We start from the raw sequence: 19635 nt of genomic DNA, 5'->3' as shown, positions 1-19635 counted from the left end.
TCCGCGTGTCCAGCAGCTACAATGCCGATGCCATAGAAGTACTGAACGGTCTCGATCCCGTGCGCAAGCGCCCGGGCATGTATACGGATACGACCCGGCCAAACCACCTGGCGCAGGAAGTCATCGACAACAGTGTGGATGAAGCACTGGCGGGGTATGCCACCCGGATTGATGTCACGCTCTCCGCAGAGGGCGTGCTGACGGTCAGTGATGATGGCCGCGGCATGCCGGTGGACCTTCACCCGGAGGAAGGCATTCCCGGGGTGGAACTGATCCTCACCAAGCTGCACGCCGGAGGCAAGTTTTCCGGCAAGAATTACCAGTTTTCCGGGGGATTGCATGGCGTGGGGGTGTCCGTCGTCAACGCACTCTCCCTGTGGCTGGAGGTGGAAGTCAGGCGTGACGGCAAGGTCTGGGCCATGCGCTTCGAGAATGGTGACAAGGCCTCGGAGCTGAAGGAGATCGGCACCTGCGGCAAGCGCAACACCGGGACCACGGTGCGCTTCCTTCCGGATCCCAAATACTTTGACAGCGGCAAGTTTTCGCTCACCCGCCTGCGTCACATTCTTCGTGCCAAGGCGGTACTCTGCCCGGGACTGCACATTACTTTCACGGATGAGGCCAGTGGTCAGAAAGACGCCTGGCATTACGAGGCCGGTCTGCGGGACTATCTGGCTTCAGCCTGTGCCGACTGGGAAACCCTTCCGCCCGATCCCTTCACCGGGAGTTTTGCTGCCGAGCGCGAGGCCGTGGACTGGGCCGTGCTGTGGCTGCCTGAAGGGGGTGAGCTGGTCACGGAAAGCTACGTGAACCTCATACCGACGGCGCAGGGGGGACCCACGTCAACGGGCTGCGCACCGGACTCCTGGAAGCCATGCGCGAATTCTGCGAGTTCCGCAGCCTGCTTCCCCGGGGCATCAGGCTCACCCCGGACGATATCTGGGAGCGCTGTGCGTATGTGTTGTCCGTCAAGATGCAGGAACCCCAGTTCTCGGGTCAGACCAAGGAGCGTCTGTCATCCCGGGAGTGTGCCAGCTTTGTGTCGGGTGTGGTGAAGGATGCCTTCAGCCTGTGGCTCAATGAACATGTGGACATTGCCGAGCAACTGGCCGAGATGGTCATTCAGCGGGCGCAATCCCGCATGCGGGCCGCAAAGAAGGTGGCGCGCAAGAAGGTGACCCAGGGGCCCGCATTGCCCGGCAAGCTCGCGGATTGTTCCGGCGCGGATACGGCTCGCTCCGAACTGTTTCTGGTCGAGGGGGATTCCGCCGGTGGCTCGGCCAAGCAGGCGCGGGACCGGGAGTTCCAGGCCATCATGCCGTTGCGGGGCAAGATTCTGAATACCTGGGAGGTGGATTCCGACCAGATTCTGGCCTCTCAGGAGGTGCATGACATTGCTGTCGCCATCGGCGTGGATCCGGGCAGCGACAATCTGGACGGATTGCGCTACGGGAAAATCTGTATCCTGGCCGATGCGGATTCGGACGGGCTTCATATTGCCACACTGCTGTGCGCGCTTTTTGTCCGGCATTTCAGGCCGCTGGTGGAAGCCGGGCATGTGTATGTGGCCATGCCGCCCCTGTTTCGCATTGATGTGGGCAAGGATGTGTATTACGCCCTGGATGAGGCCGAGAAGCAGGGTATTCTGGACCGCATTGCTGCAGAGAAACGCAAGGGCAAGGTTCAGGTCACCCGCTTCAAGGGACTGGGCGAGATGAATCCTCTCCAGCTCCGCGAAACCACCATGGCGCCGGATACGCGGCGGCTGGTGCGGCTGACGCTGGAGCCCGGTGACGGCACGGATAGCGTGCTGGACATGCTGCTGGCCCGCAAGCGTGCCGCTGACCGGCGCAAGTGGCTGGAAGAATGCGGCAACATGGCGGATGTGACCGTATGATCCGTATGGCCGGGCACTCGGGGCGGCGCCTGATCCTGGTGGCAGGATGCTGGACTTTGCTGGTGACGCGGATACATGCCGCAGAAGGCATCGAACGTTGCGTGAGCATCCCGGATCCGGCGGTCCGGCTGACCTGTTACGATACGGGGGGCGCGCGCCTGAGCGTGGACGAGCGCTCCGAGCTGGACCGGCGGCTGGAAACCGAAACGCTGCTGGATACCCAGTATTTCACCATCATTCCGCACAGGGAGAACTACCTGCTTCCCCTGAGCTACATGACTCACGTGAATCGCTCACCGGAAACGCCCACCCAGCAGCAGGTGACACCCTGGCCGGGCATGAAGCCCGTGGAGACCAAGTTTCAGATCAGCTTCAAGACCGAGCTGATGCGCAATGTGATGCCTCCCAAGACGCACCTCTGGTTTGCGTACACGCAGGTCAGTTACTTCCAGATCTACGATCAGGATGACTCGGCGCCGTTCCGGGAGACCGACTACGAGCCCGAGGCGTTCGTCCAGTACAAACTGCCCACACGAATCCTCGGCTATGACTCCCAGTACCTGATTGCCGGTTTCAGCCATCAGTCCAACGGGCGGCCGGATCCGCTCTCTCGGAGCTGGAATCGCATCTATGTCGCGGCTGTCTATGCCAAGGGGCCCTGGGCCATATTGTTCAAGCCCTGGTGGCGCATACCGGAAAGCCGCAGCAGCGACAATAACCCGGATCTGGAAGCCTACATGGGCTATGGCGAGCTGGCCGTCGCGCGCAAGTACAATGAAAGCACGGTCAAGCTCGTCCTGCACAACAACTTCAGGCTCGACAGTGATAACCGTGGCAGCGTGCTCGCCAGCTGGTCCTTCCCGCTGGATGGCCGCTTCAAGGGATATGTGGAGTATTTCAACGGTTATGGCGAGAGCCTGATTGACTACAATATCCATCGTCAGCGGTTCAGTCTCGGCATCACGCTCACGGATATCTTTTGACGATATTTTGCAATCCGGATACCTGCTGTTACGCGTTGTCACCGGATGCCGGGGCCTGCGCTACAGCATTCCAACAGACGTTTGCGGCCAGCGGCTTACAATGAGAGTCATACCTATCGCATGGGAGACGTGGTATGGCTCATGCCCCCCGGAAACAGGACAGCCCGCTGTTTGACCTGTATCTCAAACCTTTCTTTCTGTCACTGGTGCTGGCCGGCGGCCTGGGCTGGGCTGCCGATCATCTGAGGCAGGATGTCAGCCAGACAGCCGTAGGCCCCGCGCCCCGCGCAGCCATCCAGCCTGCACCGGCAAGCCCTGCCCCCGTGCTGCCGGCCCCATCTTCCGAAGCTTCGCCGGAGCGCTTGCCGGCGAGCACGGCACAGTCGGCCATCCGGTCCTGACCGCGCCCGTCCGGTCAGGATGTCAAATCGGTCCCGGAGCGGTCGGTAAACCGTCAACCACCATCCGGGCCGCGCAAATTCTGCAGCGAAAACGCATGCAAGCGTCTATAGTGTAAACAGGTTCTCACGGGCAAGAAGGCATCATGCCGGATGTAAAACGCGTGTACTGTTTATATTGTCTGACCGGCTTCATGTGGCTGCTCATGGCCATGCCGGGCAGCGTTCAGGCCGAGGCTCAGGGCGCTGCGGCGCAGCCCGCCGTTGAGCTGGACTATCGCGAACACCTGGATATCAGTGACCGGGTGCAGTGGTTCCATGATCCCCGCGCCGCCTTTGACCTGGAGGCAGCCCGGGCCAACGTGGCCTTGCTCAGGCCGGTGGAAAAGGGCGTGCTCAACAAGGGCTATATCGACGGAGCACTCTGGCTGCGTCTGTTCCTGCATAATCCGGGTCCCGACCCCATCGCCCGGTGGCTGGAGGTGGCCAACCCGATTCTGGATGAAGTGCGGCTATACGAACTGCGCGGCAGCCGGCCACCCTCCGAACGTATCAGTGATTACCGGACCCCCTTCAGTGAGCGGGAGATGGATGCCCCGGCGCATTTGTTCAATGTGGAACTGGCGCCGGGCGAAACCCGGGAGATGTGGATCCGGGTGATCAATACCAACGGCACCAATGTGCCGGTCATGCTCTGGACCACCGAAGCCTGGGCGGAGCACATGCTGCGCAAGCAACTGGGTCTGGGGCTGTTTTATGGCGGCATGCTCATCATGCTCCTGTATAACCTGTTCATCTACTGGACAGTCCGGGAACGGAGCTATATCTACTATTGCCTCTATCTGGCCGGCATGATCGTGTTCATGCTGACGGAGCAGGTTCAGGGTCTGGCCATATTCAATCAGGTGCCGGCATTGACGGACAAGCGCTATCTGCCCTACCAGATGTGGGTCGAATGGCTGTTCATCATTGAGTTTGCACGTACCTTTCTGAATACCCGTGAACGGGAGCAGGACATTGACGTGGTTCTGCGCCTGTTCCGTAACACGGCGCTGGTGTCCCTGGCGCTGGCCTTTGTCATGCCGCTGACCCGATCCGTCCAGTGGGCAACCTATCTGACCCTGCTCGGCGGTATCCTCATGATCGGCTGTGGCTTGGTGGCACAGCGCCGCGGCAACCCCTCGGCCGGATACTACTCCCTGGCCTGGACAGCCAACTTCATTGGCGCCAGTCTCTTTGCTGCGACAACTCTGGGTCTGATTCCCTACGGCCCGCTGACCCCTTTCTACCCGCCGGTAGGTGTGCTGGCCCAGATCGTCCTGATTGCCTTTGCCCTGGCAAATCATATCAAAACGGTTCAGAGACGCGCCCTGCGTGACCGCGAAATGGCACTGCAACACCTGCGCCGGTACCGGGAGGTCTTTGACAATGCGGTGGAGGGCATCTTTCAGATCGGTCTGGATGGCCGCTTTCTGGAGGCCAATCCGGCCATGGCCCGCATGCTGGGCTATCCTTCCCCGTCACTGATGAAAAGGCACTGTGCTGACGCCCTGTCTGCCTGTTTTGCGGACCCGGAACAGCGTCAGCGCATTGTTGACGCCTTGCAGGCGCAGGGCGCCATTCAGGGAGAAGAAGTGCAGTTCCTGCGTTCCGATGGTCAGCCGGGATATGCCAATGTTTCGGCTCATGTGGTGTTTGATCACCGCGGCCGCCCGAGTCATATCGAAGGCATGTTCGTGGACATCACCGAGCGCAAGGAACGCGAACAGCTCGAGAAGGAACGCGAGCAGGCCCGGTTGCAGCAGCAGGTGGCCCAGGCCAGTGCCGAGGCCAAGAGTCGTTTCCTGGCGCACATGAGCCACGAAATCCGTACCCCGCTCACCGCCATCATCGGCTATGGCGAAACCCTGCTGGACGAGGATGTGACCGAGGAAGAACGGCAGATGGCCGCCCGTACGGTCGTGCGCAGCGGCAACCACCTGCTCAATCTCATCAACGATATCCTGGATCACTCCAAGATCGAAGCGAACCGCCTGACCGTGGAAATCATTCCGGTCAATCTCTTTGCCCTGCTGGATGACGTGCGATCCGTATTCGAGGAGCGGGCCCGGGAAAAGGAAATCGGCTTCAGGGTCGAGTACCGGTTCCCCTTGCCGGAAGTCGTGGAAACGGATCCGGTCCGCCTGAGGCAGATCCTGATCAATCTGTGCAGCAATGCCGTCAAGTTCACCGAGGAAGGCGAAGTGGTCCTCAGTGTGGGGTGCGATGCGACCACGGGACGTCTTCAGTTCGAGATCCGGGATACCGGTATCGGCATGACACCGGAGCAGCTGGTGCGCGTCTTCCAGCCATTCACCCAGGCGGATGACTCGGTGGCACGGCGCTTTGGTGGCACCGGGCTCGGGTTGGTCATTTCCAAACGGCTGGCCATGCTGCTGGGGGGCGATATTCAGGTCAGCAGCGAGTTCGGGCGGGGCAGCATTTTCCGGGTCACCGTGCAGGCCGGCAATCTCAATCGCGGCAAATGGGTACGCAGCATGGAAGAAATGCCCCGGCTGGAGGACGCCCAGGTGGATCTCTCGGCTCCACGTCTCTCCGGAAGGGTGCTGGTGGCCGAAGACAACCGGGACAATCAGCAGTTGCTGCGCATGCTGCTGAGCAAGACCGGTGTCGGCATCACGGTGGTGGACACGGGCAGGAAAGCGGTGGATGCTGCGCTGGCCACGCCTTACGACCTCGTTCTGATGGACATTCAGATGCCGGAAATGGATGGCCGGGAGGCAGTCGTCCGGCTCCGGCAGGCAGGATATGAGGGCATGATCGTGGCGCTGACCGCCAATGTGCTGCCCGCAGATGTCGATGCCTACAGGCAGGCGGGCTTCGATGACTGGCTGGCCAAGCCGATTGACCGGACCAGGCTTTACGAGCTGATGGAACGCTGCCTGTCGCACGAACAGGTGCGGCAGGAGGTGCCACAACTGGAAGGCACTGTCCTGCTGGCCGAGGACAACGCGGTCAACCGCAAGCTGATCCGGCGCTATCTGGAAAAGGCCGGTCTCAGTGTTCTGGTCGCGGAGGACGGCCGCAAGGCGGTCGAGCTGATGTCGCAGCACCGGGGCGATATCGGACTGGTACTGACCGACATGGAAATGCCGCACATGGACGGGCTCGAGGCCACGCAAACGATGCGGGAAATGGGGTATACCGGGCCCATTTATGCCCTGACCGGCAATACTTCACTGGTTGATGTGAAGCGCTGTTTTGCAGCGGGCTGTGACGGACACCTGGCCAAACCGGTTGACCGGCAGCAACTCTACACCCTGTTAAACAACTGTCTGGGCGGTACCCGAACCGGTCGCCCCGAACCGACGGAGAACAACGGATGAAAGACGAGGAAAAGAGCATCAACCTGATGCAGGCCACCTATGCGGACGTGCTGTTCGTCATGTTCCCGTTTCTCGCCATGATCATGCAGCGATTATGGAACGGCGAGAACACGGGCGACATCCTGCGGGCACCGGATCTGGCCATTGCCGCGACCGTGCTGGCCGGTCTGGCCGTCGGCAAGTTTGTGCTCGGGCTGGTCTCTGATGCGGATCTGTCCCGGTTCAAGGAGCGCATCGTGTTCTTCATCGCGCTGGATATCTTTTTCTGTCTGGGACCGGGCATCATCATCATTCTCAAGATCGTGAGCAGCGGGGGCAATCCGCAGACCGTGCCGGAGCTGGTCACCTACGTGCAGCCCGTGCTGCTGATCATTGCCATCACGCTCTATTCTGCCGCAGTCAATGTGACCAACCTGTTCAATGATACTCTGGAGACACTGAGCACGACACCGGCAGACACAGCAGAGAATGTCTTCGACTTCTCCGGATTGCAGGCTGACAAGGGTCAGCGTGAGAGAGGACCGGATCGCTGAACCGGCGACCCCTCGGGATGCGATGACGGCTGCCGGCAGGCGCGCCAGGCTGCCTGCCACCAGGTGCCGAGGGTGATGCCCAGTGCCACCACCCCATACGCCCAGTGCCACGTCAGGCTGCCGGTGGAGACATAATCCAGAGCCAGCATGACAACCAGTGCACTCGCTCCCAGTGCCAGACTGTGTGTCCAGAGTGCGGAGTGCTTCAGCACACGTCTCAGATTCATGGCGGTCTCGCTTGGGTGAGGTTCTTCAGTGTACCGGAGCCCCGCACGGGGCTTAATGCGTACATACCGTTAGCAGCAAGGCTGCACCCCCGCCCGGAGCATGTATAATGCGCCTTTGACCGAATGACCTGTCACAAAGGGGGAGTGTGCCGAATGAGCACCCGACCGGACGAGATCGCAGAAAGCCTCTCGCTCAAGGAATACACCGAAAAGGCGTACCTGGATTATGCCATGTACGTCATTCTCGACCGTGCACTGCCGCATATCGGTGATGGCCTCAAGCCCGTACAGCGGCGAATCATCTATGCCATGTCCGAACTGGGCCTGTCGGCGCTGGCCAAGCACAAGAAATCCGCCCGGACCGTGGGTGACGTGCTGGGCAAATACCACCCGCACGGTGACTCGGCCTGCTACGAGGCCATGGTGCTCATGGCGCAGCCCTTCTCCTACCGTTATCCGCTGATTGACGGGCAGGGGAACTGGGGCTCCGCGGATGACCCGAAGTCCTTCGCCGCCATGCGCTACACCGAGTCCCGGCTGTCCCGCTTTGCCGAAATTCTGCTGGCGGAAGTGGGGCAGGGCACCGTGGACTGGCAGCCCAACTTTGACGGCTCGCTGAAGGAACCCCGTCTGCTTCCGGCACGGCTGCCCCACATCCTGCTCAATGGCACCACCGGTATTGCCGTGGGCATGGCGACCGACATTCCGCCTCACAACCTGAAGGAAGTGGCGAATGCCTGCCTGCACCTCTTGACTCATCCGGAAGCCTCCGTGGATGAGCTCATGGCCCATGTGCAGGCACCGGATTTCCCGACCGGCGGACAGATTGTGTCCGGTCGCAAGGAGCTGAAGGAGATCTACGAAACCGGGCGGGGCAGCGTGCGCGTTCGTGCCCGCTATCAGGTGGAGGGACAGGACATCATCGTCCACGAGCTGCCCTATCAGGTCTCCGGAAACAAGGTACTGGAGCAGATTGCCCAGCAGATGCAGGCCAAAAAGCTGCCCATGGTGGTGGATCTGCGGGATGAGTCCGATCACGAGAACCCCACGCGCCTGGTGATTGTCATGCGCTCCAATCGGGTGGATGCGGATGCCCTCATGGCGCACCTCTTTGCTACGACCGAGCTGGAAAAGACCGTCCGCGTCAACCTGAACTGCATTGGTCTCGACGGCCGGCCGGCCGTGCGCAATCTGCGCGAGATGCTGGTGGAATGGCTGACGTTCCGGCGCGATACCGTGACCCGGCGATTGCAGTACCGTCTGGACAAGGTCGTGGATCGCCTGCACATTCTTGACGGTCTGCTGATTGCATTTCTCAATATTGATGAAGTGATCGCCATTATCCGCAATGAGGATGAACCCAAACCCGTGCTCATGGCCCGCTTCGGTCTCACGGATCGCCAGGCAGAGGCCATCCTGGAACTCAAGCTGCGCCATCTTGCCAAGCTGGAAGAAATGCGTATCCGCGGGGAGCAGGCCGAACTGGAAGACGAGCGCAAGTGGCTGGAGTCCGTGCTGGCGAGTCCTGAAAAACTGCGTGATCTCATCGCCGAAGAAATCCGGGCGGACATGGAAAAATACGGAGACGAGCGGCGCTCCGTCGTCGAGGCCCCAAGGGAACAGGCCCAGGCGTTTGATGAAACACAGCTGATCCCTTCCGAGCCGGTGACCATCGTGCTCTCGGAAAAGGGCTGGGTGAGAGCCGCCAAGGGCCATGACATCGACCCGACAGGCCTCAGCTACAAATCCGGTGACCGCTACAAGACCCATGCACCGGGCCGCAGTAACCGTCCCGTGGTTTTCCTGGACAGCACGGGGCGGGGCTACACGCTGGTGGCGCATACCCTGCCTTCCGCAAGAGGTCAGGGCGAGCCCATCAGCGGTCGTGTCAACCTGGCCAGCGGTGCCAGTGTCGAATATGTGGTGACCGGGGCGGACGATGACCGCCTGGTGGTGGGTACCGATGCGGGTTACGGTTTCGTGACCACCTTTGCCGACCTGCAGAGCAAGAACCGCTCGGGAAAGGCCGTGCTTACCGTTCCCGAGGGGGCACACCTGCTGCCGCCGTTGCGTGTGGAAGGGGCCATGGAATCCCTGCATCTGATGGTGATCTCCAATGAAGGCCGGATGCTGCTGTTCCCGCTGGCCGATCTGCCCCAGTTGGCCAAGGGCAAGGGGAACAAGCTGATCAGCATTCCGGCGGCACGTGCACGCAGCCGGGAGGAGATCGTGGCCCACTGGGCGCTGGTGGGGCCGGGTGACCGCGTCATCCTGCACGCCGGACGTCGTCACCTCGGCCTGCAGGCGGCTGATCTGGACCACTACCGGGGCGAGCGCGGCCGGCGGGGCATGAAGCTGCCGCGCGGCCTGCAACGCGTCGACCGGATTGAAATTGAACGTGCCCCGGCAACACAGGAGGAGTCTTCAGAATGAGCGCCATCTTGCTGATCAACGTCTCCGGAAAGGATGAGCCGGGCCTGACGTCCCGCATTACCGGCATCATGGCCGAGTATGGGGTTACCATCCTCGATATCGGCCAGGCCGTGATTCATGATCATCTGACCTGGGGAATCCTGGTCCAGATTCCGGACGAACAGGGCGGCACGGCACCTGTGCTTAAGGAGCTCCTGTTTGCCATGCATGAGTCGGGCTTGCAGGTCCAGTTCACCCCCGTCTCGGAAGACCAGTACCAGGAGTGGGTCAGCGGCAAGGGCAAGCCACGCTATATCGTGACCTTGCTGGCCCGGGAAATCACCGCCCGACAGATTGCCTGTGTCTCCGGCATCACGGCACGCCACGGCCTCAACATTGACCAGATCACCCGGCTCTCGGGGCGGATCTCGCTGCATGAACCGGATGCCCGCCGTCAGTCCTGCATCGAGTTCAGCGTTCGTGGTGTGCCGGGTGACCTGCAGGCCCTCAAGGCGGAGTTCATGCAGGCGGCCAGTGATCTCAACATGGATGTGGCCTTCCAGCGCGACGACATCTTCCGGCGCAACAGGCGGCTGGTGGCCTTCGACATGGATTCGACGCTGATCGAGGCCGAGGTCATCGACGAGCTGGCGAAGGAAGCCGGTGTGGGGGATCAGGTGGCCGCCATCACCGAAGCCGCCATGCGTGGCGAGCTGGATTTTGACCAGAGCTTCCGCAAGCGCGTGGCCCTGCTCAAGGGACTGGACGAATCGGTACTTGAAGGCGTGGCGGCACGACTGCGCCTGACGGAAGGCGCGGAGCGCCTCATCGGCACCTTGCGGGCGCTGGGATACAAGACCGCCATCCTGTCCGGCGGCTTTACCTACTTTGCCCACAAGCTGCAGGAAAAGCTGGGGATCGACTATGTCCATGCCAATACCCTGGATATCCGGGATGGCAAGGTCACGGGTGAGGTTTCAGGCGAGATCGTCAACGGGGAGCGCAAGGCCGCCCTGCTGCGGGACATTGCTGCCCGGGAGAACATCCGGCTGGAGCAGGTGATCGCGGTGGGAGACGGTGCCAATGATCTGCCCATGCTGAGTGCGGCAGGGCTGGGGATTGCATTCCGGGCCAAGCCACTGGTCCGTCAGAGTGCCGGTCACGCCATCTCCAACCTGGGGCTGGACAGCATTCTGTACTTGCTGGGATTCCGGGATGCTGACACGGAAATCGAGTAGCCGCAAGGCTACTCCATTTCCGAGAAGTCGTAATTCATGCTTTCGGCGGGTGCCTGCAGGTAGTAGCCCTGAATGTAGTGCACACCGGCCTGCCAGAGGGTGGACAGCACCGAAGCACTTTCCACGAAGGGCACAATGGTTCGCTTGCCTGCCTCGTGCAACTGGTTGATCAGCTCCCTGACCTTCTCCTTCTCCTCGGCGCCTTTCTGGATGTCTTCCGTATAGGCGCCATCCAGCTTGACGTAGTCCACATTCAGGTGCTTGAGCGTGTTGAAGGGATTCAGGGCGCCGCCAAAACGGCTGAGCGAGGCACCACAGCCCAGATCCTTGACGCCGTCCACGAACTGCTTGGCCTGCTTGAGGTGCGCGACCGCATCGGGTTCGCTGACCTGGAAGACCAGGGAGCTTCCCGGCAGCCTGGCCGCCTTGAGTGCCACGGACAACCAGGGCACAAAGGTCTTGTCGGTGACCGTGTGGTTGGTCACGTTGATGAACAGGCGCGTATCGTGACCCTTTGACCGGTGCGCAGACAGGCTCTTGATGTTCTGAATGATGACCCAGCGGTCCAGCTTGATGGCCAGCTCCGGTTTGTCCTCGATGGGCAGAAACTCGCTGGGACTGATTTCTTCTCCGGCCTCATTGATCAGGCGCAGGAACGCCTCGTAATGCTCCTGACTGTCTCCGCGCAGGCTGATGATCGGCTGAAACAGCAGCTTGAAGCGGCTCTGATCCAGCGCCTCCTGAAGGATATCCATCATGTCCCGGTCGCTGGTCTGATCCGAGGCGAAATCCCGGGGCGTGTAAACGTAAATCCCATCGCCCTTTTCATGACCTTCCAGGGACAGCACGTGGTTGACGGCCTGATTGGCCCGGTTGAGCAGCTCTTCCTTGTCCGGCACGCTGTCATTGATGAGCACGATGCCGGCTGAAAGGGTGGTTTGCAGCGTCTTGCCATTGAACTCGATCAGGTGATCCCGGACGCTCGCCAGCAGTTTCTCGCACAGTGCGCGGGCCTGGGACTCATCCGTGGCCGGTGCCAGAATGGCGATGATGTCATCGCTGATCCGGGCCAGCGTGAACTGTTCCGGGCACTGGCTCCGGATCAGGTTGGCCACTTCCACCATCAGCGCGTCGGTACCCTGAATGCCATGCTGGGCCCGAACCTCATCATAACCGTCCACCAGCAGATTGATCAGCGCGCCCTTGAAGCGTCCTTCCACCGCATCGCGAACCGTCTGGTCGGTAAGATTGTCGAAATGCAGCCGGTTGTAGAGGCCCGTGAGCGGGTCCTGGCTGGCAACCTTTCTGAGCTGTGCCTCCAGCTCCGCATCCGTTTCGGGGCGCACCACGATCTGCAGGCAGGCCTCGCCGTCATAGGTGGCCGGCGAGCCGGTCAGTGTGACGGCAATATCCTCATCATCACTGTTGCGGATGTGAACGGAAAGGCTGGCCTCCTGGGCACCTTCCTTCTCCATCTGCTTGAGAAACTCCTTGAAGCGATCCTTGTCTGCCGGCTTGATGGTGTCGATGACGGGGATGCACATCAGCTCATCCACATCTTCGTAGCCCATCATGTCCAGATAGGCCTTGTTGGCATAGATGTGCATGCCTTCGTTGATATAGGCGATGGCGTCCATGGAGCTTTCCAGCAGCAGCTGGCAGCGTTTCTCGGCTTCCTTGAGCTGGAGGCGGAGCTGCCGGATGGTCAGCCGCGCCTGATGGGCGGCCAGCTCACGCTTGGCCGCCAGGACCAGGTGTTTCGGATGGCCCGCAGGGATCACGTCGGCGACACCATGACGCATGAGCTCGGTGGTGTGATCTTCATCTTGTTGCTCGCTCCGGACCAGAACGGGCAGGTCCTTTTCCAGGTCCCGGATGACCGTCAGGATGTCGTCCAGCGTCAGGTCTTCCGTCTGCCCCTGCTCGTTGGCGATCAGCAGATCCCAAGGCTGGGCCTTGAGCTGCTCGACAAGGTCTTCTTGGCTGGTCAGGCGGTGTGCACGTGTCGCCAGCCCCGCGTTGCGCAGCAGGCTGACAATCTTTTCCGCTTCGTTCTGTGACGGGTCCAGTATCAGAAGGTGGACCGGTTGTGTTTTCTTTGCCATGAAGGGGCTGTTGCCTCGTCGTGCGTCCTGTGTGATGGTTGCAGAATCCATAATAAAACAGGAGGCTTGCCGGTAAGTTTTACGTAAGCATATGCTCAGTCCAATACCGGCTATTCTAGTGGTCTGCCCCCCGGCTTACAATGTGCATGGGTCATAAAGACGGCCACAGGGAGTCGAATTCGTCCTCGCTTGTCCCGCCCATTCTCCTTCCGGTCTGGGGTGGCGGCGTTCCGCCGGCTGAAAGGGGGCGGAACTCGAACTGGTTGAAACTGCCGGTGGCACACAGGCGCCGGGTCAGCAGGCACTTGCTCTCCCGTCCGCGTTGATTGAGGATGACCCGGCTGCCGGCCTGAAAGGGCAGCCGCGGCGTAATGAGTGTGGCAGGCTGGCCGATGGAAGGCAGTTCGGGCATCAGCAGGCCGCGCAGAAACTCGCTGCTGTCTCCGGTTTTCTGAACCAGCTGAACCCCGACCGGCTCTGCGCTGGGTGCCAGCAGTTCAACGCCCAGTTGCGTGCCGGTCTGCTGAATCCTCCGGATCCAGCGTACCACTGCAATTGCCCAGGGTTCCCGATCATTTTCGCGGATGCCCAGCAGTTCGCCGGCCTGCAGGTTGCCGGGTACATTGCCCTGCCATTGCAGGCAGTAGCCACCCGGGCTGGTATTGACCAGAGGGACACTGAACACGGGATAGTTCCGCTCGGCGTCACTTTTCTGTTGATTTTTCGGGCCCGTGTAGTTGATGGCCGTCAGTTCGGGCGTGCCACCCAAGCGTTCGTCCCGGCTACGGCCCGAATCTCCGGCGCCCCCCAGACATCCTTGCGTCGCATCTGGCGCAGAAAATAGTTGTCATTGGGATCATCATTTTCCTGGTGCAGCAGCTGCTGGGCAAACTCGACGCCGCCGGCGCAGTGATAGTGCGTGGAGGTCAGCCCCACCGTCACCTGCAGCACACCGGAACGATCAATCCGGTTGAATGTGCGCTTGGTCAGGACGCCAAAGGCCTTGGCCAGATGACTCAGGTGGCTCTCCGCCAGTCGCTCGGGCAGTTCGAGCACCGCTTCTGCTCTTTCGCCCTCTTTATGAAGGTTGGCCAGATGGTCGGTGAGCAGTTTGGCGAGCTGGCTGGTATCAAAACCGATCAGCCGCCGGCTGTTGGGGTTGACCTTGGCCAGCGTACGGTAAACGGGCGATTTGTCCGTATCCGGATCAATGATGAACAGGGCATCGCCGACCAGGTCCCGACCGGCATAGACATGTCGCGACCACGCCTCGAAGGTATGGAACAGCATGGCCAGGTCGGACTGGCGGAGCTGGTTGGGCCGGGCACAGGCAAGCAGCAGGATCCGGTGATAGGCATCTCCGATTGTGCTGGGGTTGCGATGCCGGTTCTGGCCATCCTCAATGGCGTATTTGAGCAGGTTCTGCTCTTCAGCAAAGGCAAACAGCTGGTGGATTTCGAGCCAGGCGCCCTGCGGACTGCTGCTGTAGAGCTGATTGGCCCGCAGGATGGTGCGTGAGAGGTCGCTGATGGCCCGGTGACAGGCGGTGGCGAGTGTCCGGCGAACCTTTTCCGGGTAGGACGGGGCCAGGGAATCCAGAATGATATGCTTGTATCCGTTGGCCAGATTCAGCTGCAGGGCCTGACACAGGTTGGCGATCTTGCGCGGCTTTTCGGGCAGTACGACAGGCTGGTTGAGGTAGTGCTTGGCCAGTTCGCCGCACACGAAATAGACCGGATCCCTGATGAGCTCTATCAGTGCATAGCGCTCAGTCGGGGCAATGATGAGCTGGTTGAGCTCATTCTGGGCGTGATACAGGCGCTTGGCCGTTTCGCCGATATTGGCCATGGGCAGATCCCTGACCCATTTTTCCAGCGCACGTGGGGTGGCCTCGCAGAAGGACAGCGCGGTCAGGCGCTGTTCGGGCACACGCAGTTTCAAGGATTCATTCAGATCATCCATGTACGACAACCCACCTGTTTATTCTCGTTTTAATGGTCTCTGAGTCAGACTCAGTTTAACCAAGCCCCTGAAGCAAGCATAGCAGAGAATTGACAAAAGCGAGAAAAGGCCAGCATTTTCAGCGTTTTTTACAGTTTTTTACGCCCGGTCCGGGGTCCACCAGGTCTTGCTGGGACGCCCGGGAATCTCTTCGGCGAGCTTGGGAACGAGGTAGCCCGGCAGGCGGGCCATGAGATCGGCATACAGGGCCAGCCCCCTTTCTCTGGAAACGTGAAAATGGGCGGTTCCGGCTGCGCGATCGGTCAGATGCAGGTAATAGGGCAGTACGCCCTGATCGAAAAGCGTGGTGAACAGCCGGGTCAGTGTGACCAGGTCATCATTGATGCCGGCCAGCAAGACGGCCTGATTCAGCAGCGTGACACCGGCCCGGTGCAGATCTGCAAAGACGCGCGCGGACTGTGTGTCCAGTTCCTGAGGATGATTGGCATGGTTCACCAGTACCACGCGCAGTCGTGAACGGGACAGGCGATCCAGCAGTGTGCCGGTGAAGCGGGACGGCAGCACGACGGGGAATCGCGTGTGAATGCGCAACCTCCGGACATGCGGGATGGCCTCCACCTTGTCCAGAATCTGAAACAGGGCGGCATCCGGCAGCACAAGCGGATCACCTCCGCTGAGGATCACTTCGGTCATGTCGGGCTGCCGGGCGATCTGATCCAGTGTTTCGGACCAGGCTTCCAGGGAGCGGCGATGATCGGCATATGGAAAATTGCGCCGGAAGCAGTAGCGACAGTGAATGGCGCAGGCCTGGGTCAGAATGAGCAGCACACGGCCGGAATACTTGTGCAGCATGCCGGGGGATGTGCCGGCCTGGACTTCCTCGAGAGGATCGGCGACAAATCCGGGAACGGGCTGGTTCTCCACCTTTCGCGGCAACACCTGCAGCAGCAGCGGATCACGGGGATTGCCGGGACGCATCAGGCTCAGGTAGTGGGGCGTGACGCGCAGGGGGAACGGGCTGTCCGGATCCACTTCACCGGGCAGGTCCGATACGCGGAGCCCGAGGCGTTCAAGCAACTCGCTGACTGCAATGTGTGATGATTTCAGTTCAACCTGCCAGGGCAGGACTTCTATTGACCCCATGATTCACGCTATCATTGCCGGTTTATGAGAGCCCCTGATTTGCCGGGGCGGCAAGCACCATTGTAACCTAACTTCTGGGGTATGTGTCATGGCAACGTATGCAACGAACGAATTCCGTGCCGGCCTGAAAATCATGCTGGACGGGGATCCCTGTTCCATTATCGAAAACGAATTCGTGAAGCCGGGCAAGGGGCAGGCGTTCAACCGGGTCAAGTTCCGGAACCTGAAGACCGGCCGGGTGGGCGAGAAGACGTTCAGATCCGGTGAAACGGTAGAGGGCGCTGACGTGGTGGACGTGGATATGGAATATCTCTACACCGACGGCGAGTTCTACCATTTCATGAAGACGGACGGTTCCTTTGAGCAGATCGCTGCGTCAAAGGAGGCCATGGGCGACGCACTGAAGTGGCTCAAGGAGCAGGATGTGTTCACCGTGACACTGTATAATGGCGATCCGCTCACAGTCACCCCGCCGAACTTCGTGGAACTGGAAATTGTCGAAACGGACCCGGGTGTCCGCGGTGATACGGCACAGGGTGGCTCCAAGCCGGCACGCCTGTCCACCGGTGCGGTCGTGAACGTGCCGCTCTTCATCGAGGAAGGTGAAGTCATTCGGGTGGACACCCGTTCGGGTGAGTACGTCAGTCGGGTGAAAAAGTAAGCCGTGTGCTGGGAGCCGGCCTGTTCCATCGAGGCGCTGCAGCTCAGGGCGCGGATTCTGGCCGGCATCCGTGCCTTTTTTGCCGGACGGGATGTGATGGAGGTGGAAACACCGCTGCTTTCCGCCTCCACCGCCACAGATCCCGGACTGGCCAGTTTTGAAGTCGAAACTCCCGGGCGGCGTTTCCTGCTGACATCGCCCGAACCCCACATGAAACGTCTGCTGGCGGCCGGAAGCGGCCCCATCTACCAGATCTGCCGTGCTTTCCGGGCCGCAGAGCAGGGTGGACGCCACAATCCCGAGTTCACCATGCTGGAGTGGTACCGTCCGGGTTTTACCCTTGGACAGCTGGAAGCGGAATTGCTGGATCTGCTCGCCGCATTGGGCTGGCAGGGAGAAGTGATGCATGCGGATTATGGCGAGCTGCTGATCCGCCATGCCGGTATTGACCCCTTTGAAGCGCCAGACGAATCTCTGCTGGCATTGGCCGCCAGAACGGGAGACATGAATCCTGGCCTGCTGGATCGCAGTGCGGCACTGGACTTGCTCTTCAGTCACTGTGTCGAACCGGCCCTGGCCGAAAAGCCGGCGGTTATCGTGAGCGGCTATCCGGCTGCGCAGGCGGCTCTGGCCCGCACCACGCGTAATGCGCGCGGGCACGAGGTGGCACTGCGCTTTGAGCTGTATCTGAATGGTCTGGAAATCGCCAACGCCTACGATGAACTGGCGGACCCGGCAGAGCAGGCCCGCCGCGCGCGGGCGGACAATGCTGCCCGACGGATGGCGGGTTTGCCGGAGATACCGGAAGACCGGCTGTTTCTGGAGGCCGTGTCCCGGATGCCTGCCGCATCCGGGATCGCGCTGGGAGTGGACCGCCTCATCATGGTGCTGGGCGGGTACTCCCGCCTGGATCAGGTATTGGCCTTTCCTTTTGACCGGGCCTGAATCCGGGCGATATTCTGGCCGAGCCGCACCGTCGCGTCCGGGGCGAACGATTCTTCCCAGGCCAGGGTTTCCGGGGGTGCCAGCATGATGACCGTGGATCCGAGGCAGAAGCGCCCCATTTCCTCTCCCTGCTTCAGGGTGAGGGCGTTGGGCGCATAGTCCTGCACATCCACGCCGCCGGAACGGGGGGCCACCCGACCGGCCCAGACTGTTTCGATGCTGGCCACGATCATGGCGCCGACCAGAATCAGGGCAAAGGGCCCGATTTCCGTCTCAAACTCGCAGATCACCCGCTCATTGCGGGCAAACAGTCCCGGAACACGCTGTGTCGTGGCCGGGTTGACCGAGAACAGGCGGCCCGGCACATAGATCATCCGGCGCAGGCTGCCGGTCAGAGGCATGTGAATGCGGTGATAGTCACGTGGGGAGAGATAGATGGTGGCAAACTGCCCCCCGATGAAGTGTTTGGCATCGTCCAGCTGATTTCCCAGCAGCTCGATCAGGCTGAAACTGTGACCCTTGGCCTGGAACAGTCGCCCGTGCTCGATACGCCCGCATTGGGAAACGGCGCCATCCACCGGGCTGATGAGGTGCCCGGGCCGTGGTGACAGATCACGCACCCCCGGCTTCAGGGGCCGGGTAAAGAATTCATTGAAGGTGTCATAGGCGGCCGGATCAGCATGCAGGGCTTCGCTCATGTCCACGTTGTAGCGCTCGATGAACCAGCGGATGGCCGCGTCCTTGACCTGCGGAATGCGGCTGTCGGCGATGGAGCCCACCAGCCGGGAGACCGTGTGGTGGGGCATGACGTGTTGACCGGCAACAAACAGGGATTCCAGCCATTTCATGGGGTCGTTTTCCTCATTTCAGCATTCAATCGGGGTGTCCGGACAGCTGCCCCATTCGGCCCAGGAGCCCGGGTAGGCGCGGATATCCAGCCCCATCAGTTTGCCGGCCAGCCAGGTGAGGCCGGAGCGGTGGTGACTCTGGCAGTGGGTCACGACCGGGCGGGAGCCATCAATGCCGAGTCGCGCCAGTTCTGCCCGAATCTCTTCGGGATCGCGCAGTCGCAAATTGCGTGCAGGGTCCATCAGACGGGTCCATTCATAGTGAACCGCACCGGGGATATGACCTGCACGGGGGGCGCCCGAGCGGCGGCCGTGGTATTCGTCGGCAGAGCGGGCATCCCAGATATGTACCGTACCGGCCCTGACCGCATCCATCAGCTCAGCCTTGCCGATGCTTTCGGAAGTGTCGGGCGTGACGGGCAGGGTGCCGGCTTCGGGAGCCGGTTCGGGCACGCCGGGTTCCACGGGCAGATCCTCGGCCAGCCAGGCCACCCGGCCACCGTTGAGGGCGGCAGCCTTCCTGACGCCTATGCTGGCCAGCAACCAGAGCATGCGGCCGGCCCAGCCGCCACCCTCATGGTCCATGACCACGATGTCGCTTTCAGGGTGCAGGCCCAGCCAGGCCACAATGCGCCGTAGTTGCACCGGGTCCGGAAGGGCGCCGGGGGCGGGAGGGCGACCATTCTGTGTGGCCGCAGGCGGCAGATATCGCGCACCCGGCACATGTGCCTGCACGAAATCCGGCTCGGGGCAGAGGTCAATCACCACAAGCTGCGGGTCGCCGAGGCGCTCGGCCAGTTGTGCGGGTTCAATCAGTTCCGGTTTGAAGGGCATGCCTGTCGTCTCTTGTTCAGGTGCGCCAATGGTAGCAAAAAAGCGCAACATTCAATACCGGAT

15 protein-coding genes and 1 pseudogene are annotated in these 19635 nt (G+C 61.1%); 9 read left to right on the top strand and 7 right to left on the bottom strand.

Translation table 11 applies throughout. The features are described from left to right. Positions 1-5: 5 nt before the first annotated feature. From parE to AAIA72_RS07255, 5 genes and pseudogenes are all read left to right on the top strand, one after another. Positions 6-1897, top strand: a pseudogene (gene parE, locus AAIA72_RS07275) (DNA topoisomerase IV subunit B). Next, on the top strand, positions 1894-2880 hold the full coding sequence (locus tag AAIA72_RS07270; protein ID WP_369602739.1) for a phospholipase A: 987 nt from the start codon (positions 1894-1896) through the stop codon (positions 2878-2880). The pseudogene parE and the gene AAIA72_RS07270 overlap by 4 nt, the downstream one beginning before the upstream one ends. A 134-nt stretch (positions 2881-3014) precedes the next feature. Beyond that, entirely contained in the window at positions 3015-3281 is a 267-nt protein-coding gene (locus tag AAIA72_RS07265; protein WP_369602738.1) for a hypothetical protein, read from the top strand. A gap of 161 nt (positions 3282-3442) precedes the next feature. After that, positions 3443-6664: a response regulator gene (locus AAIA72_RS07260; RefSeq protein ID WP_369602737.1), complete on the top strand. Its 3222-nt coding sequence runs from the start codon at positions 3443-3445 to the stop codon at positions 6662-6664. Continuing rightward, positions 6661-7197 (top strand): hypothetical protein, encoded by a 537-nt coding sequence (locus AAIA72_RS07255; protein WP_369602736.1) that lies wholly within the window; start codon positions 6661-6663, stop codon positions 7195-7197. The genes AAIA72_RS07260 and AAIA72_RS07255 overlap by 4 nt, the downstream gene beginning before the upstream one ends. Here the strand turns inward: AAIA72_RS07255 and AAIA72_RS07250 are convergent. Next, on the bottom strand, positions 7170-7424 hold the full coding sequence (locus tag AAIA72_RS07250; protein ID WP_369602735.1) for a hypothetical protein: 255 nt from the start codon (positions 7422-7424) through the stop codon (positions 7170-7172). The two genes, AAIA72_RS07255 and AAIA72_RS07250, sit on opposite strands and share 28 nt — an antisense overlap. Before the next feature lie 153 nt (positions 7425-7577). Between AAIA72_RS07250 and parC the strand changes: the two genes are divergently transcribed. Next, positions 7578-9857, top strand: a complete 2280-nt coding sequence (gene parC, locus AAIA72_RS07245) for a DNA topoisomerase IV subunit A (RefSeq protein WP_369602734.1) — start codon at positions 7578-7580, stop codon at positions 9855-9857. Beyond that, the gene (gene serB / locus AAIA72_RS07240; protein ID WP_369602733.1) at positions 9854-11074 is read left to right on the top strand and encodes a phosphoserine phosphatase SerB; all 1221 of its coding nucleotides are present in this window, start codon (positions 9854-9856) and stop codon (positions 11072-11074) included. Before parC ends, serB begins: the two co-directional genes overlap by 4 nt. An 8-nt stretch (positions 11075-11082) precedes the next feature. Here serB and AAIA72_RS07235 read toward each other — a convergent pair whose 3' ends face one another. The 4 genes from AAIA72_RS07235 to epmB all read right to left on the bottom strand — a co-directional run bounded on the left by AAIA72_RS07235 (position 11083) and on the right by epmB (position 16284). Beyond that, on the bottom strand, positions 11083-13179 hold the full coding sequence (locus AAIA72_RS07235) for an EAL domain-containing protein (RefSeq protein ID WP_369602732.1): 2097 nt from the start codon (positions 13177-13179) through the stop codon (positions 11083-11085). A 151-nt stretch (positions 13180-13330) separates the two neighbouring features. Continuing rightward, entirely contained in the window at positions 13331-13948 is a 618-nt protein-coding gene (locus AAIA72_RS07230; RefSeq protein WP_369602731.1) for a hypothetical protein, read from the bottom strand. Continuing rightward, positions 13927-15141: a hypothetical protein gene (locus AAIA72_RS07225; RefSeq protein WP_369602730.1), complete on the bottom strand. Its 1215-nt coding sequence runs from the start codon at positions 15139-15141 to the stop codon at positions 13927-13929. Before AAIA72_RS07225 ends, AAIA72_RS07230 begins: the two co-directional genes overlap by 22 nt. A gap of 138 nt (positions 15142-15279) precedes the next feature. Beyond that, a complete protein-coding gene (gene epmB / locus AAIA72_RS07220; protein WP_369602729.1) occupies positions 15280-16284 on the bottom strand; it encodes an EF-P beta-lysylation protein EpmB in 1005 nt (334 codons plus the stop codon). An 88-nt stretch (positions 16285-16372) separates the two neighbouring features. On the opposite strand from epmB, the gene efp reads away from it, so the two are divergent. After that, positions 16373-16945 (top strand): elongation factor P, encoded by a 573-nt coding sequence (gene efp / locus AAIA72_RS07215; RefSeq protein WP_369602728.1) that lies wholly within the window; start codon positions 16373-16375, stop codon positions 16943-16945. Positions 16946-16948: 3 nt separating this feature from the next. Next, positions 16949-17890 carry an EF-P lysine aminoacylase EpmA gene (gene epmA / locus AAIA72_RS07210; RefSeq protein ID WP_369602727.1) on the top strand — a complete coding sequence of 314 codons (942 nt, stop codon included), beginning with the start codon at positions 16949-16951 and terminating at the stop codon, positions 17888-17890. Here the strand turns inward: epmA and asd are convergent. Together asd and AAIA72_RS07200 are read right to left on the bottom strand one after the other, a co-directional pair. Next, positions 17857-18738: an archaetidylserine decarboxylase gene (asd, locus tag AAIA72_RS07205; RefSeq protein ID WP_369602726.1), complete on the bottom strand. Its 882-nt coding sequence runs from the start codon at positions 18736-18738 to the stop codon at positions 17857-17859. The two genes, epmA and asd, sit on opposite strands and share 34 nt — an antisense overlap. An 18-nt stretch (positions 18739-18756) precedes the next feature. Next, positions 18757-19572 (bottom strand): sulfurtransferase, encoded by an 816-nt coding sequence (locus AAIA72_RS07200; protein ID WP_369602725.1) that lies wholly within the window; start codon positions 19570-19572, stop codon positions 18757-18759. Positions 19573-19635 lie beyond the last annotated feature (63 nt).

This window comes from Thermohahella caldifontis (assembly GCF_041153465.1).
GTDB lineage: Bacteria > Pseudomonadota > Gammaproteobacteria > Pseudomonadales > Oleiphilaceae > Thermohahella > Thermohahella caldifontis.
Note: the sequence above shows the minus strand (reverse complement) of the source record. Positions and strands in the feature narration are given on the sequence as shown.

Excerpts from the sequence above, each read along its gene's own strand:
- AAIA72_RS07270 (WP_369602739.1), top strand. The coding sequence starts at position 1,894 with ATGATCCGTATGGCCGGGCACTCGGGGCGGCGCCTGATCCTGGTGGCA.
- AAIA72_RS07265 (WP_369602738.1), top strand. The coding sequence starts at position 3,015 with ATGGCTCATGCCCCCCGGAAACAGGACAGCCCGCTGTTTGACCTGTAT.
- AAIA72_RS07255 (WP_369602736.1), top strand. The coding sequence starts at position 6,661 with ATGAAAGACGAGGAAAAGAGCATCAACCTGATGCAGGCCACCTATGCG.
- AAIA72_RS07250 (WP_369602735.1), bottom strand. The coding sequence starts at position 7,424 with ATGAATCTGAGACGTGTGCTGAAGCACTCCGCACTCTGGACACACAGT.
- parC (WP_369602734.1), top strand. The coding sequence starts at position 7,578 with ATGAGCACCCGACCGGACGAGATCGCAGAAAGCCTCTCGCTCAAGGAA.
- serB (WP_369602733.1), top strand. The coding sequence starts at position 9,854 with ATGAGCGCCATCTTGCTGATCAACGTCTCCGGAAAGGATGAGCCGGGC.
- AAIA72_RS07235 (WP_369602732.1), bottom strand. The coding sequence starts at position 13,179 with ATGGCAAAGAAAACACAACCGGTCCACCTTCTGATACTGGACCCGTCA.
- AAIA72_RS07225 (WP_369602730.1), bottom strand. The coding sequence starts at position 15,141 with ATGGATGATCTGAATGAATCCTTGAAACTGCGTGTGCCCGAACAGCGC.
- epmB (WP_369602729.1), bottom strand. The coding sequence starts at position 16,284 with ATGGGGTCAATAGAAGTCCTGCCCTGGCAGGTTGAACTGAAATCATCA.
- efp (WP_369602728.1), top strand. The coding sequence starts at position 16,373 with ATGGCAACGTATGCAACGAACGAATTCCGTGCCGGCCTGAAAATCATG.
- asd (WP_369602726.1), bottom strand. The coding sequence starts at position 18,738 with ATGAAATGGCTGGAATCCCTGTTTGTTGCCGGTCAACACGTCATGCCC.
- AAIA72_RS07200 (WP_369602725.1), bottom strand. The coding sequence starts at position 19,572 with ATGCCCTTCAAACCGGAACTGATTGAACCCGCACAACTGGCCGAGCGC.